The following is a 14,780-nucleotide window of genomic DNA, read 5'->3' as shown; positions in this document are numbered from 1 at the left end:
GTATCGTTTGTTTGCCGCTGAGCTGGCATCCGTGAGGGTGATGTTAGCGCCGAGCACGGAGGTGGCTTTCGTAGCTCGCAACAAGGCGGTCAAGTTCGTTCACGAATGATTGAAAGTCGCCCGCGATTTTTGCGGTGCCGTCGAGATGGATAGCCAAAAAATCCGCTTTCGAGAATGGTGCGACATATGCGTAGCCGCCTGATCCCTTGGCCAGCAGCCACCATAGTGGCGTGTCATCTCCAAAATCTAAGAGGACTGGGGCACCAGTGTTCACCCATTCTCGAAGTAGTGGGCACATGTCACTGGGAACTCTGCGCACGGGAGAATTTGAAGCAAGCGGTAGCCCGTGATTCCATGCGTCATTGAATCGCTTTCGGTCCATCTTTCGTCTGGATCCATCAACTATCCAGATAAGTTGTTGATAGAAAGCATTGCGGGATCGACGCTCTTCAGGGTTGAGGAAGGAGTGCTGAAATTCGATGGTCCAACCGCTGTCTGTCGTCACATCGGCTATGTGCTTCTCGCCGTTTTCGGCCCTGTGCATAACTTCTTGCCAGCTCCCGGGAAACTCATTCTTCCACGCTCTATGCCATTCGCCCTCGCGTTCCCACCACGGATCGCAAGCGCGCCGAGATTTGTGAGCCCAATGCCATACTCTCATTTCTCCGCACTTAGCGACCATCGGACCTGCGCACATCGGGCATGCTCCAATAAGGCCAGGAGCGGCCTCGCGGCGATCTTTATTCACGATTGAGAATTTCATGTTCGTAGCGCCTGAGGGTTGTCTTGGCATTCGCGAAAGCATGGTTCCGCAAAAAAGGCAGAATCGCTTAGCTTTGCCGGACGGATAAAGCTTTCGGTAGGTCAAACGTCGGGAGGGCAACCAGGGGCGTTACTCCATGTCGCTGTGAACACCATCTGCACGGCAGCCAAGAAGCCGGCTGCAACATTCTGCTGCCTCTCCCCATTGCGGGCCAGCTCATATCTTCGCTATGCTGCGCGGATTCCGGCAATTGTGCCGGTATCCTGTAATAGGAGCCATATGGCAACGAAGAAGACGGCCGCCCCGAAGACTGCGGCAAAGAAAGTGGCAGCACCGGCAAAGAAGGCTGCACCCGTAGCGAAGAAGGCGGCAGCCGCAGCTCCGGCTGCAAAGCCGCTGAAGGATACGTTCAACAAGTCGAGCCTGCTGGCCCACCTGGTTGTCCAGACTGAGCTGGACAAGAAGACCGTGCAAACGGTGCTGTCGCACCTCGAAAACACCATCGTGAGCTCGATTCACAAGAAGGGTGCTGGCGAATTCACGCTGCCGGGCCTTTTCAAGGTCTCGGCCATCCAAGTGCCAGCAACGAAGAAGCGCTTCGGCAAGAATCCGTTCACGGGCCAGGAACAGTGGTTCGCTGCCAAGCCGGCATCCGTGAAGGTCAAGGTTCGCCCGTTGAAGAAGCTGAAGGACGCTGCCCTGTAAGTTCAAGGGCTCGCCAGAATGCAAGAAGGGGAAGCGCAAAGCTTCCCTTTTTGCTTTCGCGGAGCGAATCTCTAGCGATAGAGCGGAGTCAGAAGCGGACCAACACGGGGGCAGCTAGGGCTTGACTCCCCACCCCGGTGAAGGGGGCGCCCAGGCTATGACCGGAGAGCTCACTTTTCGCGATGGCAACACAGCATCCGAGACCCGAGGCTTGGATCTCGGACCCGAAAAGAAGGGATTCGAAACCCCCCACCCGAGGCTCGCTATGGGACCCGAGCGGCGCAAGGAAGCAGCTGCTCGTCATCAACCTCTGCACCCTGGCTGCCGACCGCGAAGCGGGCAACATGCACGCAAAACAAGCGCAATATCTGGATCGCGGATATCTACGAAGGTTATTCCAGTAACGATCTCTAGCTTAGCAATTCAAAGGAATAACCCTAGACATATCCTCACTCACAGAGACGCTATGCTTTTGGGAGGATATCTTTCTTGAGGTATGAAAGGGACAGCCGAAGGCCCCCTGCAGCATCCGAGATGTCGGCTCCTTCCACTATCCAGGCAGGACAGTTCCGACAGTCATTTCAAGCCACGGGCTATCTTCGCCCCCGTGCTGGTCGTCTCAGCTCTTCCCCCACAGATACCAGTCTCCCTCCATCGCTGCCGTATCAAGCCGACCAATGGAGCGGTCACCACCGAAGCCTTCTCGCTTGAAAGGCACGGCCCTCCCGCCGGGTCGCCATTGTGGTCGGCCGACGTGTGACCTACTTGTATACGTTCTCGAGAGGGTCATAATCGGCTGATGGTGATACTTTATCGAGATAACCGACGGGTTAGAAATATGACCTAGTTATAACGACGAAGAACGCCGCAGCTGGTCGCGCGTTTTCGGGATATGTGATGGCATGTTCTTAGTCGCAGTTGCGCTCGCTCGCATTTTCAATATGTGTTCCCAGCCTACGTTGAACTCCCTGGTTGCCTAAAGAGGTCTTGCCGCGGGAACGCCGCTATGCCCATCCAGACTGCGCAGGCGTGGAATCCAGCCCTACTCGCGAAGGGTTTTCGCCACGGCCCTGGGTGAGGAGACTTATGGCCTTTCCCGTACAGGTCAAACTACATGCACAAATTTGCTTCTGCAGTTCTGGTGTGTTTCCTGATGTTCAGCAGCGCCGCCTATGCCAAGGGCCGCAAACCGTGTTCAGGTAGCAAGGGAGGCGTTTCGCATTGCAGTGGCGGGAAGTTTGTCTGCAACGATGGGACGTTGAGCAAATCGACGAAGACTTGCTCAGCGTAACCGGGCGGGGACAGCCATAACAACCGACAGGGTCAAAGATGAGAACCAAAAGCGAACGCTACATTGACGCACTTGCTCAGTTGCCGCAGTTCTACGCGGCGCTGCAGGACTCGCAAATCGAAAACAAAGTGATCTGCGCCTTGACCGGTGTCGTGGTCCAGGCGGTGCCCGATCCGGACGAAGAGGGTCATGAATGCCTCGAGGTAACCTTCCCGGGAGGTCAGCCATTCCAAGTGATTGCACCCATCTATCTTGGGTTGCAGGTCGGAGAGGCCACGCGGCACGAATCGATGTCGGCCGAAGATGGTGCCGGCCCTGTTGCAAAGCGCTCAGCTGAACTCCTGGAGCACTTGAGGCGCAAGCACGAACTCTAGGCGTCGTCGGTTGCCGGGCGGCGTCGGACTGTGCGAGGCCGCATTCTGGACGCCTTCTCAGAACGGCTCTTTTTACTTTACCGGGCCGGAAGCTCGATCGAAAAACGAGCGCCGCCTATGGTGGCATCGCCAACTTCAACGCTACCTTCGTGCACCATCGCGATTCTGCGAGCGATTGCCAGCCCCAATCCGAAGCGTCCAGTTTCACGATCGCGACTCGTATCCACGCGAACAAAGGGCTCGAACACCCTGCCACGATCCTCTTCGGGAATGCCAGGTCCGTCATCCTCAACAACAAGACGTAGGCCGCCCAGAGGAGTGGCTTCAGCATGAACGGCGACTTGTCTAGCCGCATACCTACAGGCATTGCGCATTAAGTTCAATAAGGCTCTCGCGACCAAACGAGGATCACAAACGAGTTCGTCCGGAGCCGTTTCGGTGTCGACATGCAGTTCGATGTTCCTTTCTGCTGCATCGTGGACAACGCTCGCGACGACGCTGTCCAACCATTCTTGCACGTCGACGGTCATCAAGGCGACGTATGAAGCGTCCTGCTCTAGGCGACTTAGTTCCAGTATCTCGCTCACCAACTCGTCGAGTTCTCTGACGTCTCCGAGGAGAGCCTGGAGGCGACGGGAGCTCTTCTCGGTTGCCATCTGACTCTGCAACAACGCGATGCCAAACTGAAGTCGTGCAATCGGAGTCTTCAGCTCATGCGATATGCCGTTCATCATCTCCCGCTGGTGGGTGATTGAGCCTTGGATCCGCTCGGCCATGCTATTGAACTGCAGAGCCAATGTCGCGATGTTGGAGTTTGGATGAAGCTTGGCTCTCGTGTTCAGGTCGCCAGCACCAAAGCGTCGGGCAGAATCCTCTAGCTTCCCAAGGTCGCGCCAGTGCAGCCAAATCCAATAGATGATGGGAAGTAAGGTGGCAAGAGCGACCAGGGACAGGGCGATTGCCTTGATGCCTGAGTAATTGACGTCGTCCACGACCATTTGCAGCACGACACCGTCCTTCAAAGGTACGTAGTAGTCCTCGCCATTCGGTTTGAGGACCAAATTTCCCGCTGCCAGATCTTTGACTTGCCGTTCGCTGAGACCCGAAATCGTCTGAGGGTCGACGATGCTGAATTTCTCAAGCGCGTGGTGGTTGAGGCGCGCGATCGACTCCTGAGTAGTACCTTCCTGTTTCGCATGCTCGACATACTGCTGGAGGAGATAAACATAGCCCTTGCGGTTCTCCCGATGTCCCTCGGTAATGGTGTCGTGAAAGATCCAGACAAAAGATTCGCTCATGGCAAACATCGTCAAGGCGGCAGCAATCAGGATCATCAGGTACAACCTGAAGATTGGGCGGTACATGACTCACTCCTCCCAGGACGAAGGGCTGAACAGATAACCTCGGCCCCAGATTGTTTTGATCTTCTGAGGCTCATGGGACGTGTCTGAGAAGCGGCGTCGGAGCCTGGAGATACCACTGTCGACGGATCGATCCAGACCGTCGAACTCAATCCCCCGCAGCTGTCGAAGAATATCGTCTCGGCTGAGAACCTTGCCGGCCGCTCTGGCTAGTATCACTAGCAGGTTGTATTCGGCGGTTTTGAGTTCGACCGGTTGCCCTTGCCACACTACAGTGCGGTCCAAGGGAGAAATCTCGAGCGAGCCAAACTTCAAGGATTCCTCGCGAGTCTTCGCAGGAGAGCTCGAGGTTGCGGAGTCAACGGAACTTCTTCTTAGTAGCGCACGTACACGAGCGACCAGGACTCGCGGTTCTATTGGCTTTACAACGTAGTCGTCGGCTCCCATCTCCAGTCCGGCGACGTGGTCGTAAGTATCCGTTCGAGCGGTCAGGATAAGTATGGGTATGCGCGAAAACGTGCGAATGCTTCTGCAAACGTCTAGGCCGTTCATCACGGGAAGCATAAGGTCGAGTATGACAACGGAGGGTTTGTGCTGACGCACAGCGTCTGCAGCGATGTCGCCCCGGCGAACGACCTCGACACTGAAGTCATACCCGCTGAGGTACTCGCTAATGAGAGACGACAGCCTGTCATCATCCTCGACCAATAGCACCTTGACCATTTCCATCCTCTGTATCGCTCACTCGCCTTCGTTCAGAAGGGACGCGATAGTGTACGAGGGTTCTGTGCACGCGGAATGCCTCCCAAGGGTGCCGTCACACTTTTGCACAATTGAGCACATCTTTCGGACAGTTTTCAAACACCTGCCGGCCCTGAGAAACGCCAGACTGCGCTCCATCAAAGGAGCCTACTGTGCGCGTCAACTTTCAACTACTTTTTGGCCTACTGATCTCGGCCGCTTGGCTTGCGACTCCAACCGCACAAGCGCGAGAGTCTTCGTACTCGATATCGCTCGATGCCATCGCTACGCCGAGATATGCGGGAAGCGACTCAACGGCCTTCGCTGTGATGCCCGGTTTCAGGGCCGACTTCGGCAACGGGTTCTTTATCGACCCCACCAAAGGCGGCGCGGGCTACTCGCACGCCTTCAGCAATCGGATTTTTGCGACAGCTGCTGTTACCTACGATCCCGGACGAGCCGACTATAACCGCTACGCCCAGCCTGGCTCCGACGAGCTCGCTGGGATGGGAAAAATCAAGGGTTCCATTCTTGGCGGGTTCACTGTCGGGGCCCGACTGTGGAGTGCCACCGAAGCTAGCGTGACCATCCTGCTGCCGATGACCAACACCGAGCGTGGCTGGTCTGGTACGGCAAAGCTTGTATTCCCGGTCTACGCGCGAGATGCAAACACTGTCACCGTTGTTCCGAGTGTCAACTTTGGATCGCGGAAGAACACGCAGACCTACTTTGGCGTTACGCCTCTGCAATCCCAGCAATCGGGGTTCGCTACTTACTCGCCGAGCGGAGGCATTCAGTCTGCGACTGTCTCGGCAATCTACTCCCACACAGTGTCTCGCAATTGGACCGTTAGAGCAGCGGCAGGTGTGTCGCAACTTCTAGGCGATGCCAAGGACAGCCCCATCGTGAAGCGATCGCTGAACTACTCGGGAGGCGTCGGACTTATCTACTCATTCTGACGGCCAGCAATAGGCAAAGCAGCTCGAACGGCTGCTGTCGAGAAACTCGAACACACTTCAAAAATGGAGGTAAGAAACATGCTCTGTCGCGCTAGTCTTATATCAGCGTTTCTTCCATTACTCGGCGCCTGCGCGGGTTCGATGCCAAAGGAGGCGCCGACGAACGGAGTGGCGGCCAACCAGGCCTTTCCAGGGGCCAGCGGTCAAGAAAGAAGAGAAGTAGCATCTACGGAGGGTGGTTCGGAGCCCAAGGCGGCAGAAATCAATGATCCTTGGGAAGGGTTCAATCGCCCAATGCACCGATTCAACTCATATGCCGACAAGTTTCTCATACGACCACTAGCGGTCGCATACGATTGGGTGACGCCAACCGCCGTCCAGGCAGGAGTGTCACGCTTTCTTGGGAACCTTGGTGAGCCAGGGACCGCCGCGAACCAGTTATTGCAGGGAAGGCCGCTAGGCGCTGCTGAGAGTCTTAGCCGATTTGTGGTGAACACGACCGTCGGCATCGGAGGAGTGTTCGACCCGGCGAAGAGTATTGGGTTACCTGCTCACAAGGAAGATCTGGGGCAAACGTTGGCAGTTTGGGGTTGGACCGATTCCCGGTACCTTGTTCTTCCGTTGTTTGGGCCTCGTACCGTCCGGGATACTGTCTCCATATTCGGCGACTCAAAGGCATCGCCTACCTCATACGTGGACAACGGCGCTATTACAAACGCAATTACGGTACTGAAGCTGGCCGACGCCCGCACACGCGCTATGCCAATGGACAAGGTCCGCGAATCGATGCCCGACGACTATGTCTTCGTACGTGACCGATGGATGACTCGGCGCAATGCCGACATTGCGGAGTAAGCCCGTAGTCCCTTGCGCTCATGTCCATAGGGACCAGCCATGGATCAGCAACTTTCCGCACAGATTCATTCTGACTTTGGGTATGCGACCGTGTCGCGCAGATGTGGGCGGCGAAGCATGGGTGGGTCGGCGTGTTCGATTAGAATCGTGGCGCACTCCCCTATAACACGCCGTAGACTTTGATCGCACGATGAGCAAAAGGCTTACCAGCATTGACATTGCCCGCCTGGCGGGAGTGTCTCAAACCACTGTTTCCCGGGTCCTGCAAGATTTGCCAACAGTGAAGCCTGAGACCAAAGCTCGCGTTCTAAAGGTCATACAGGACCATGAGTATTCGCCTAGCGCGGCCGCTCGACAAATGAAGACCAGACGCAGCGGAACCGTTGCCGTCGTGGTAGCTAGTCTGTCGAACCCGCTCTATCCGCTCTTGCTACAACTATTGGTAGAGCAACTGGCGACCCGCGGCTTTCGCACAACGGTGTGGGAGGTGGACGGTGCAATGGATGATTCAACCGTACGTGCGCTTGCTGAAAGCGCGACTGATGGTGTCGTTTTTGCCGCAGCGCTGGACGAATCAAAAGAGTTGCTTGGCCGACTGGCCGCGGAGAAGCCAATCATTCTGATTAACCGCTCCGTTGGGAGCGATCTTTTCGACACGGTTGTCAGTGACAACTACGCCGGCGGCAAGCGGGTCGCAGAATACTTCATCGCTGCCGGTCGAAAGCATATTGCGCTTGTTTCGGCGAAGTCTAGTAGAAGTTCTCGCGCAAGCACAATTCGAGACCGTGAGCGCGGTTTCATGGACGGTTTGGGTCAGGCGGAAGATCCGCCCGTGTTCACTCGTGCCGACGCTGCCGACTTTGGATACGACTTCGGCTTCCGAGCTATGCAGACGCTGTTGTCTCAACAACCGACTATCGACAGCGTTTTTTGTACGAACGACATCGTCGCAATCGGTGTGCTCGATGCCGCGAAACGGTGCGGACGCCGCGTGCCAGAAGACATGTGGGTAGTTGGTTATGACGACATTCCTATGGCCAGGTGGGACTGCATTGGGCTGACGACGGTCCAGCAGCCCTTGCGGTCAATGGTTGAGCAGGTCGTGGAGAGGCTAGAGGGGCGAATGGCGGATCGGGACAGCCCGCCCCAAAGCTTTGTCCTGCCTAACGATTTGGTGCTACGCCGGACGACATTGTGATCCTCCTTCTTGTTCGGGCGATGCATACGTAACCACTTACTTGCACCATTTTAAGTGACGTTTTAGCTATTTAAGCCGCCGGCGATTTCACGAGATGTATTTTTCGAGAAATCGGGGTTCACGACGCTAGATGGCACCTTACCTTCCAGCATTTCCGCCATCGTGTTTGCGGCTGCAAATCCCATGGCTCGAAGCGCATCCTGGGTCAGGCCTGCAACGTGTGGCGTAAGCAGAACGCTTGGCGCAGTGCGGAGCGGGCTATGAGAAGGAAGCGGGTGTTCGTCGAAAACGTCGAGCACCGCACCGCCTAGCGAGCCGTCCGTCAGTGCAGCAATGAAGTCGTCTTGTTGAATCACCGGACCCCGTGCCACGTTGATGAGGATAGGGCGCTTTTTTGCGGACGCTAGCACGTCAGCATTGATTAGCCCGCGTGTGGACGGCGTAAGGGGGCAAGCGACCACGATAAAGTCGCTTTTCGCGAACAACGCATTAAGATCGACCGACTCAACGCTGCGGGGAAGCTTAGACGGCGTCGATGTGTGTGCGACCACATTCATTTGTAAGCCTGCGGAAGCGATGTCTGCTGTCCGGCTGCCAATCGCACCGAAGCCAATGATCCCAAGTGTCGAACCTCGTATTTCCATACAGTGGGTGCCGGAGCGCGTACGGTGATCCCAGTTGTGATGTCTCACCGCCTCGTTGAACTCGGCAAGCCTTCGAGCCATTGCGAAGATGGCAGAGATCGCATACTCCGCGACAGCGTTTGAGTTGGTCGCAGGCGTGTTTGCGACCGCAATCCCGTGAACAGTCGCTCGGTCAACGGGAATAAAGTCCACGCCTACACCGTGCCGTACCACGCCACGGAGCTTAGTCGGTCGTTCGAATATGTCAGCAGGCAGTTGTCGGCGCACTATCAGGCCGTCGTATTCTTCGATGCGCTGCCTGAGCGCATCATCGCTGGCGGGGCCCGTTAGACCTGGTGGAAGTAGATCGACATCTGCATTTTCTGCGAGCAGATGCTGCGCCTCCGGGAGGATTGCGTCCGTCAGAAGCACGCGCGGACGGCGATTCACGACAGCTTTCATTTCATCTCCAAATTAGCGTTTAGTCGTAGCGCCGGTCGACAATCCTGTGCCGAAGACCTATCTAGGCGATGCATCAGGTGGATGCCGGGATCACATTGATGCGGTGCGCAATATTTTGCGCTTCCCTTCCGCTGCCGGTCGCCATAGAATGACTACGTAAACATTTATGTATCGCATCGAAATTAGTAAGTCAATGGCTTTCGTCTATCGATGTGGTGCTGGATGGAGACGATCGGAAGCTACTTTGGCCGCGGAAACATGAGGAGGCACGGCCAAATGGGCGAAGCGGACCGCATAGGTTACGCAGGGCTCGCACTGAAAGTGACTCGCAGCCTCCCCCGAGCATCAGGAAGGAAATTCATCGCATGTCAAAAATTCTGTCGGTCAAAGCCATCCCTCTTTCGTTCCGATTGCCTGAAGGCAAAACCGTGACGCTAGGCATTGGCAGCACCATTAAGCGCGACACCATCATCATTCGCGTGGAAACTGAATCCGGCGTTGTCGGGTATGGCGAGGCTCATCCCGGTCGCAGTCCAGGCGCAATTACGAGCCTGATCGCTAACACGATCGCTCCGCTCGTTGTTGGGATGGACGCATTCGACACTAACGGTGTTTGGAGTCGTGTTCACAAGATGCAATTGGCCAGCCATGGCACCGGCGCAGCAGCGTCTCTCGCGTTGAGCGGCATCGACATGGCCTTATGGGACGTACGCGGCAAGCTCTGCAATCAACCGCTGTACAAGCTACTTGGCGGAAGCAGCAAGTCCATTCCGGCATATGCTGGCGGTATCGCTCTTGGCTACCAACCGCCCGAATCCCTGGCTGAGGAAGCACAGCAATACATCGACGCGGGATACCGTGCGATCAAACTACGTCTGGGTGACGGAGTCGCCAACGACTCGGCACGTCTAACCCATGTGCGAGCCCATGTAGGCGACAGCATCGATATCCTGACGGACGTCAACGCTTCGTACTCCCTGGACGAAGTGCGCCGTCTAATGCCAGTTCTAGAAGACATCCGTGCTGGATGGTTGGAAGAACCGTTCGCCTGCGACAACTTTGGTGCGTATCGGACCGCCGCATCCTTTAGTACCAAGGTGCCCCTGGCCGCTGGCGAAAATCACTACACGCGTTATGCCTTCGCACAGCTTTTGGATGAGGGCGCAGTGCAGGTATTCCAGCCGGACTTGTCGAAGACCGGTGGTATTACCGAGGCCATCCGCATTGCTGCGATGGTGTCGGCTTGGGGCTACAAGGTTCACCCGCATAGCTCTGCCACGGGTATCAATCACGCGGCATGCGTTCACTACCTCGCTGCTGTAGACAACCCGGGCTACTTTGAAGCATGCGTTTCCCACTACAACCCGTTCCGGGACATGTTTGGTGCTGGATTCCAAACTGACGCCAATGGCTGCGTCGTGCCTCTCGAAAAACCGGGTCTCGGTCTTGATGTCGACGAGTCGATCTTCGACGAGTTCGCCTTCATCGATGGTCCTGGTTACGTTGTGAAGTTTTGAGCTAAAGCTTTCTTGTTGTACCCATTATTAGAGGAGACACAGTAATGAAACTGTTTCGTATCGCCGCAGGCGCGACCATGGTCATCGCAACGCTGTTTAGCGCCGCCGCCAATGCTAAAGATGCTGCATTCCCATCCAAGCCCATCTCACTTGTCGTTCCGTGGAATGCTGGCGGTTCTGTCGATCTGACCGCCCGGAAGCTGTCGGAAATTCTGGGTAAATCGGGCGTGACGGTAGTTGTCGAGAATGTGCCGGGTGGTACCAGTATCATCGGACTGACGAAGGTGGCCAACGCCCAGCCGGACGGATACACCGTCGGCATCGCAACGTCGTCGCTGATGGGCATCGTGGCGCAGAACGAGACGAAGTTGCGCATCGACCAGTTCAAAGCCTTGAATCAAACGACTGTCGAACAACTCGTCCTCGTCGTTCCCAAGGCCAGTCCCGTCAATAGCGTCGAAGACTTCATGGCCTTGCTGAAGAAGACGCCGGGCGCAGTCTCGATCGGAACTCCTGGCAACAACAACGTCAACCATACATTTGCAGCCATGTTGGCACGTGCCGCGAATGTCGACTACGTCAACGTCCCCTATACCGGTGGCTCAAAGGTCCTCACTGACTTGGCCGGTAAGCAGATCGACGCTGGCATACTGAAACCATCTGAAGTCATGGCGCAGATTCAGGGCGGACTGATTAAGGCTGTCGGGGTCTTCTCGAACGAACGGGTGGCAATCCTGCCCAATGTACCGACATTTGCAGAAAAGAAGATCGACGTGTTCCCGTATGGACCACTTGAGCAGATGTCGTACCTAGTCGCGCCGAAGGGTATGGCTCCGGATCGCGCTCAGCAATTGCAGGAGATGTTCGCCAAGGCACTGGCAAGTGATTCGTATAAGGCCTTCGCCAAGGAGTATGGCATGAAGGTGACCGATGTACGCGGCGACGACCTTCAAAAGCAAGCCGTCGCGATTCAGCATACGTTCAATACTGTCGCACCAAAGATCTTCACAAAGCAGTAATCGAGTCTGCATATCCGACCTAGCGTACGTTACTGCTACCGTGACGTACGCCATCCTCAATGGAGGCGACCTCAGCCTCATCTGTGATATTACCCTTGCATTCAAATGCACCAGCATATTGCGCGATGCCGGCACACAGCATGTGGGGGTTAAGCGCTTCCGCATTGCGCCCTTGATCGTATGAATAAGCATTCCTCAGTTGCCCCTCAAGCGCTACTGCGTAGTATGTTCGACGCAGCAGTGGCCAGCGCACTACCGGAGCGATCCCTGGCTCCGCATCTGCCAGAGCCGCCTAAGGGGAAGACAATAGTCGTGGGGGCAGGAAAGGCAGCCGCTGCCATGGCGCGTGCACTCGAGGCACACTGGCCGGCGCCGCTCGAAGGGCTCGTAATCACGAGATATGGACACGCGGTTCCGTGCCAGCGCATTGAGGTCGTCGAGGCCTCTCATCCTGTGCCCGATGACAAGGGGCGCAGCGCAACATCGCGCATGCTCGAAATGGTCAAGGGCCTTTCTGCGGACGATCTCGTTATTGCCCTGATTTCAGGCGGCGGCTCATCGCTTCTTGTTGCTCCCGGCGAAGGAATTTCGTTGGAAGACAAGCAAAATTTGAACGCTGCGCTATTGCAGTCCGGGGCCTCTATCTCTGAGATGAATTGCGTACGTCGCCATGTGTCGTCTGTCAAAGGTGGCCGACTCGCGGCGGCGTGCTATCCAGCACGAGTACTTACACTTCTGATCTCCGACGTGCCTGGAGACAGTCCTGTCGATATTGCATCTGGCCCGACGGTTGCAGATCCGACAACACGGCTTGACGCGCTGGAAATCCTTGAGAGATATCGGATCAAAGTACCAGAGAGCATCGTCGGCTACCTAGAGAGGGATGATGCAGAGAGCATCAAGCCGGAAGATCGTCGCTTGGCCGCAGCCACAATTCGGACCATCATCACACCACAAGCATCCCTGGAAGCCGCAGCAGAAGTTGCTCGCAATGCCGGCTACACGCCCTATATCCTCGGAGATAGCCTCGAGGGTGAGGCTCGTGATCTAGGTCGTGCGATGGCCGGAATCACACGGCAAGTAGTGCTACGTGGGCAGCCGTTCAAAGCACCTTGCGTACTCCTTTCCGGCGGCGAAACTACTGTGACCATCAAAGGGAATGGCCGCGGAGGACGGAATACAGAATTTCTCCTGTCGCTCGCCATCGCACTTGATGGACTTCCCGGCGTGCATGCCTTGGCCGCCGATACCGACGGTGTAGATGGCGCCGAGGAAATCGCCGGAGCCAGCATTTCTCCCGACACGCTGACCAGGGCCTGGGCGGCTGACATCAATCCCAGGATAAGTCTCGACAACAACGACGGTCATGGATTCTTTGGCGCGCTAGGCGATTCCGTAGTTACTGGGCCGACGATGACCAATGTCAACGACTTCCGGGCGATTTTGATCGCCGGTTAACCTGGAGCAAGTAGTGAGACGTCTTCGCAACGCCAAAATTGTCGCAACACTAGGACCAGCCAGCAGCACGCCAGAGGCGATTGATGCGCTGTTCGAGGCTGGTGCCGATGTGTTCCGGCTCAATTTTAGCCACGGCACTCATCAGGACCACAAGGAACGGCTCGAAAGGATTCGAGCCGTCGAGCGGGAAAGGGGGCGCCCAATTGGCGTTTTATTGGACCTGCAAGGGCCGAAGCTGCGTGTGGGCACGTTTGGCATTGGGCCGGTGCAGTTGAGGGCGGCCGCTTCGTTCCGACTAGACCTGGATAAGCACGCTCCTGGCTCGGAAGATCGGGTGAGCTTGCCACATCCTGAAATCTTTGCGGCGTTGCATGAGGGCGCCGAGCTCCTTCTTGACGACGGGAAGATTCGGCTGCGAGTGGACAGCTGTGGCAGCGATTTCGCAGAAACGACCGTTATCGACGGAGGAATGCTCTCAGACCGCAAGGGTGTCAACGTACCGGGGGTTGTGCTTCCCCTCTCTGCAATGACGGAGAAGGATCGAGCCGACCTCGACTTTGGAATCACATTGGGCGTCGATTGGATCGCCTTGTCGTTCGTACAACGCGCCGAAGACATTGTGGAAATCAAGAGCATCGTCAACGGCCGGGCGGGGATCGTTGCGAAGCTGGAGAAGCCCGCTGCCATCCAGAGCCTGGACGCCATCGTCAACGAAGCTGATGCAGTAATGGTGGCTCGCGGCGATCTCGGTGTTGAGATGCCTGCGGAACTTGTTCCTTCACTTCAAAAGCAGATAGTCAGGGCATGTCGTAAGGCTGGCAAGCCGGTTATCGTGGCGACACAGATGCTTGAATCCATGATCTCGGCGCCTGTACCTACGCGAGCAGAGGCGTCAGATGTCGCGACCGCCATCTACGATGGCGCTGATGCAGTCATGCTGTCGGCCGAGTCTGCATCGGGGCGCTACCCAATTGAGGCGGTAAAGATGATGAATAGCATTATCAGCCGCACGGAATCGGACCCCTTGTATCACGACGGAATTCAGGCGTCCCATACAGTTCCGAGACCGGAAGCGGCTGACGCGATTGGATATGCGGTTCGCCATGTGGCAGGTCTGTTAAAAGCGCCAGCGGTCGTGACATACACAAGCTCTGGGTACTCGGCATTGCGGATGGCGCGGGAGCGTCCCGAGGTGCCTATCCTCGGGATGACACCTCAGGTCGCAACGGCCCGCCGCCTAGCGCTTGGATGGGGGATACACGCTGTTCTTTGTCACGAAGTCGCGGACGTTGTGGAGATGACCGACTTGGCCTGCCGAACCGTCCTTCAGGAGAGGTTTGGAGAGAGGGGGCAGCCCATTGTCGTCTCGGCAGGACTTCCGTTTGCAGTTGCGGGTACTACAAATCTACTGCGAATAGCAACCGTACAGTGAGTTCTGCTGCCACTGGCGGCAT

At 56.4% G+C, this 14,780-nt stretch carries 13 protein-coding genes; 9 read left to right on the top strand and 4 right to left on the bottom strand.

The genetic code is table 11. The features are described 5' to 3' along the window. Positions 1-43 precede the first annotated feature (43 nt). Positions 44-763: a competence protein CoiA gene (locus ACO550_RS19820; protein WP_315593669.1), complete on the bottom strand. Its 720-nt coding sequence runs from the start codon at positions 761-763 to the stop codon at positions 44-46. Between the two features lie 279 nt (positions 764-1,042). Here ACO550_RS19820 and ACO550_RS19815 point away from each other — a divergent pair, with 279 nt between their 5' ends. After that, positions 1,043-1,468 carry an HU family DNA-binding protein gene (locus ACO550_RS19815; protein ID WP_315593668.1) on the top strand — a complete coding sequence of 142 codons (426 nt, stop codon included), beginning with the start codon at positions 1,043-1,045 and terminating at the stop codon, positions 1,466-1,468. Between the two features lie 1,329 nt (positions 1,469-2,797). Beyond that, entirely contained in the window at positions 2,798-3,133 is a 336-nt protein-coding gene (locus ACO550_RS19810) for a hypothetical protein (protein WP_315593667.1), read from the top strand. A gap of 77 nt (positions 3,134-3,210) precedes the next feature. On the opposite strand, the gene ACO550_RS19805 is transcribed toward ACO550_RS19810, so the two are convergent. After that, positions 3,211-4,497 (bottom strand): ATP-binding protein, encoded by a 1,287-nt coding sequence (locus ACO550_RS19805; protein ID WP_315593666.1) that lies wholly within the window; start codon positions 4,495-4,497, stop codon positions 3,211-3,213. A gap of 3 nt (positions 4,498-4,500) precedes the next feature. Continuing rightward, positions 4,501-5,223 carry a response regulator transcription factor gene (locus tag ACO550_RS19800; protein ID WP_315593665.1) on the bottom strand — a complete coding sequence of 241 codons (723 nt, stop codon included), beginning with the start codon at positions 5,221-5,223 and terminating at the stop codon, positions 4,501-4,503. Between the two features lie 185 nt (positions 5,224-5,408). On the opposite strand from ACO550_RS19800, the gene ACO550_RS19795 reads away from it, so the two are divergent. The 3 genes from ACO550_RS19795 (at position 5,409) to ACO550_RS19785 (ending at position 8,247) form a co-directional block, all read left to right on the top strand. After that, positions 5,409-6,194 (top strand): MipA/OmpV family protein, encoded by a 786-nt coding sequence (locus ACO550_RS19795; protein ID WP_315593664.1) that lies wholly within the window; start codon positions 5,409-5,411, stop codon positions 6,192-6,194. A gap of 63 nt (positions 6,195-6,257) precedes the next feature. Next, a complete protein-coding gene (locus ACO550_RS19790) occupies positions 6,258-7,049 on the top strand; it encodes an MlaA family lipoprotein (RefSeq protein WP_485994940.1) in 792 nt (263 codons plus the stop codon). 190 nt (positions 7,050-7,239) lie between these two features. Continuing rightward, positions 7,240-8,247 (top strand): substrate-binding domain-containing protein, encoded by a 1,008-nt coding sequence (locus ACO550_RS19785; RefSeq protein ID WP_315593663.1) that lies wholly within the window; start codon positions 7,240-7,242, stop codon positions 8,245-8,247. Positions 8,248-8,309: 62 nt separating this feature from the next. Here ACO550_RS19785 and ACO550_RS19780 read toward each other — a convergent pair whose 3' ends face one another. Next, entirely contained in the window at positions 8,310-9,332 is a 1,023-nt protein-coding gene (locus tag ACO550_RS19780; protein ID WP_315593662.1) for a hydroxyacid dehydrogenase, read from the bottom strand. 365 nt (positions 9,333-9,697) lie between these two features. On the opposite strand from ACO550_RS19780, the gene ACO550_RS19775 reads away from it, so the two are divergent. From ACO550_RS19775 to pyk, 4 genes are all read left to right on the top strand, one after another. Then, positions 9,698-10,849, top strand: a complete 1,152-nt coding sequence (locus ACO550_RS19775) for an enolase C-terminal domain-like protein (RefSeq protein ID WP_315593661.1) — start codon at positions 9,698-9,700, stop codon at positions 10,847-10,849. 44 nt (positions 10,850-10,893) lie between these two features. After that, positions 10,894-11,868 carry a tripartite tricarboxylate transporter substrate binding protein gene (locus ACO550_RS19770; RefSeq protein ID WP_315593660.1) on the top strand — a complete coding sequence of 325 codons (975 nt, stop codon included), beginning with the start codon at positions 10,894-10,896 and terminating at the stop codon, positions 11,866-11,868. A 180-nt stretch (positions 11,869-12,048) separates the two neighbouring features. Continuing rightward, a complete protein-coding gene (locus tag ACO550_RS19765) occupies positions 12,049-13,326 on the top strand; it encodes a DUF4147 domain-containing protein (protein ID WP_315593659.1) in 1,278 nt (425 codons plus the stop codon). 13 nt (positions 13,327-13,339) lie between these two features. Next, positions 13,340-14,758, top strand: a complete 1,419-nt coding sequence (gene pyk / locus ACO550_RS19760; RefSeq protein WP_315593658.1) for a pyruvate kinase — start codon at positions 13,340-13,342, stop codon at positions 14,756-14,758. The last annotated feature ends 22 nt before the right edge of the window (positions 14,759-14,780 follow it).

The organism is Cupriavidus sp. (assembly GCF_057315035.1).
This window is presented reverse-complemented; position numbering and strand designations above follow the sequence as displayed.

What these genes read in the sequence shown, in the direction of transcription:
- ACO550_RS19780 (WP_315593662.1), bottom strand. Translation starts at nt 9,332, where the DNA reads ATGAAAGCTGTCGTGAATCGCCGTCCGCGCGTGCTTCTGACGGACGCA.
- ACO550_RS19790 (WP_485994940.1), top strand. Translation starts at nt 6,258, where the DNA reads ATGGAGGTAAGAAACATGCTCTGTCGCGCTAGTCTTATATCAGCGTTT.
- ACO550_RS19800 (WP_315593665.1), bottom strand. Translation starts at nt 5,223, where the DNA reads ATGGAAATGGTCAAGGTGCTATTGGTCGAGGATGATGACAGGCTGTCG.
- ACO550_RS19805 (WP_315593666.1), bottom strand. Translation starts at nt 4,497, where the DNA reads ATGTACCGCCCAATCTTCAGGTTGTACCTGATGATCCTGATTGCTGCC.
- ACO550_RS19775 (WP_315593661.1), top strand. Translation starts at nt 9,698, where the DNA reads ATGTCAAAAATTCTGTCGGTCAAAGCCATCCCTCTTTCGTTCCGATTG.
- ACO550_RS19815 (WP_315593668.1), top strand. Translation starts at nt 1,043, where the DNA reads ATGGCAACGAAGAAGACGGCCGCCCCGAAGACTGCGGCAAAGAAAGTG.
- ACO550_RS19770 (WP_315593660.1), top strand. Translation starts at nt 10,894, where the DNA reads ATGAAACTGTTTCGTATCGCCGCAGGCGCGACCATGGTCATCGCAACG.
- ACO550_RS19785 (WP_315593663.1), top strand. Translation starts at nt 7,240, where the DNA reads ATGAGCAAAAGGCTTACCAGCATTGACATTGCCCGCCTGGCGGGAGTG.
- ACO550_RS19810 (WP_315593667.1), top strand. Translation starts at nt 2,798, where the DNA reads ATGAGAACCAAAAGCGAACGCTACATTGACGCACTTGCTCAGTTGCCG.
- ACO550_RS19765 (WP_315593659.1), top strand. Translation starts at nt 12,049, where the DNA reads ATGAATAAGCATTCCTCAGTTGCCCCTCAAGCGCTACTGCGTAGTATG.
- ACO550_RS19820 (WP_315593669.1), bottom strand. Translation starts at nt 763, where the DNA reads ATGAAATTCTCAATCGTGAATAAAGATCGCCGCGAGGCCGCTCCTGGC.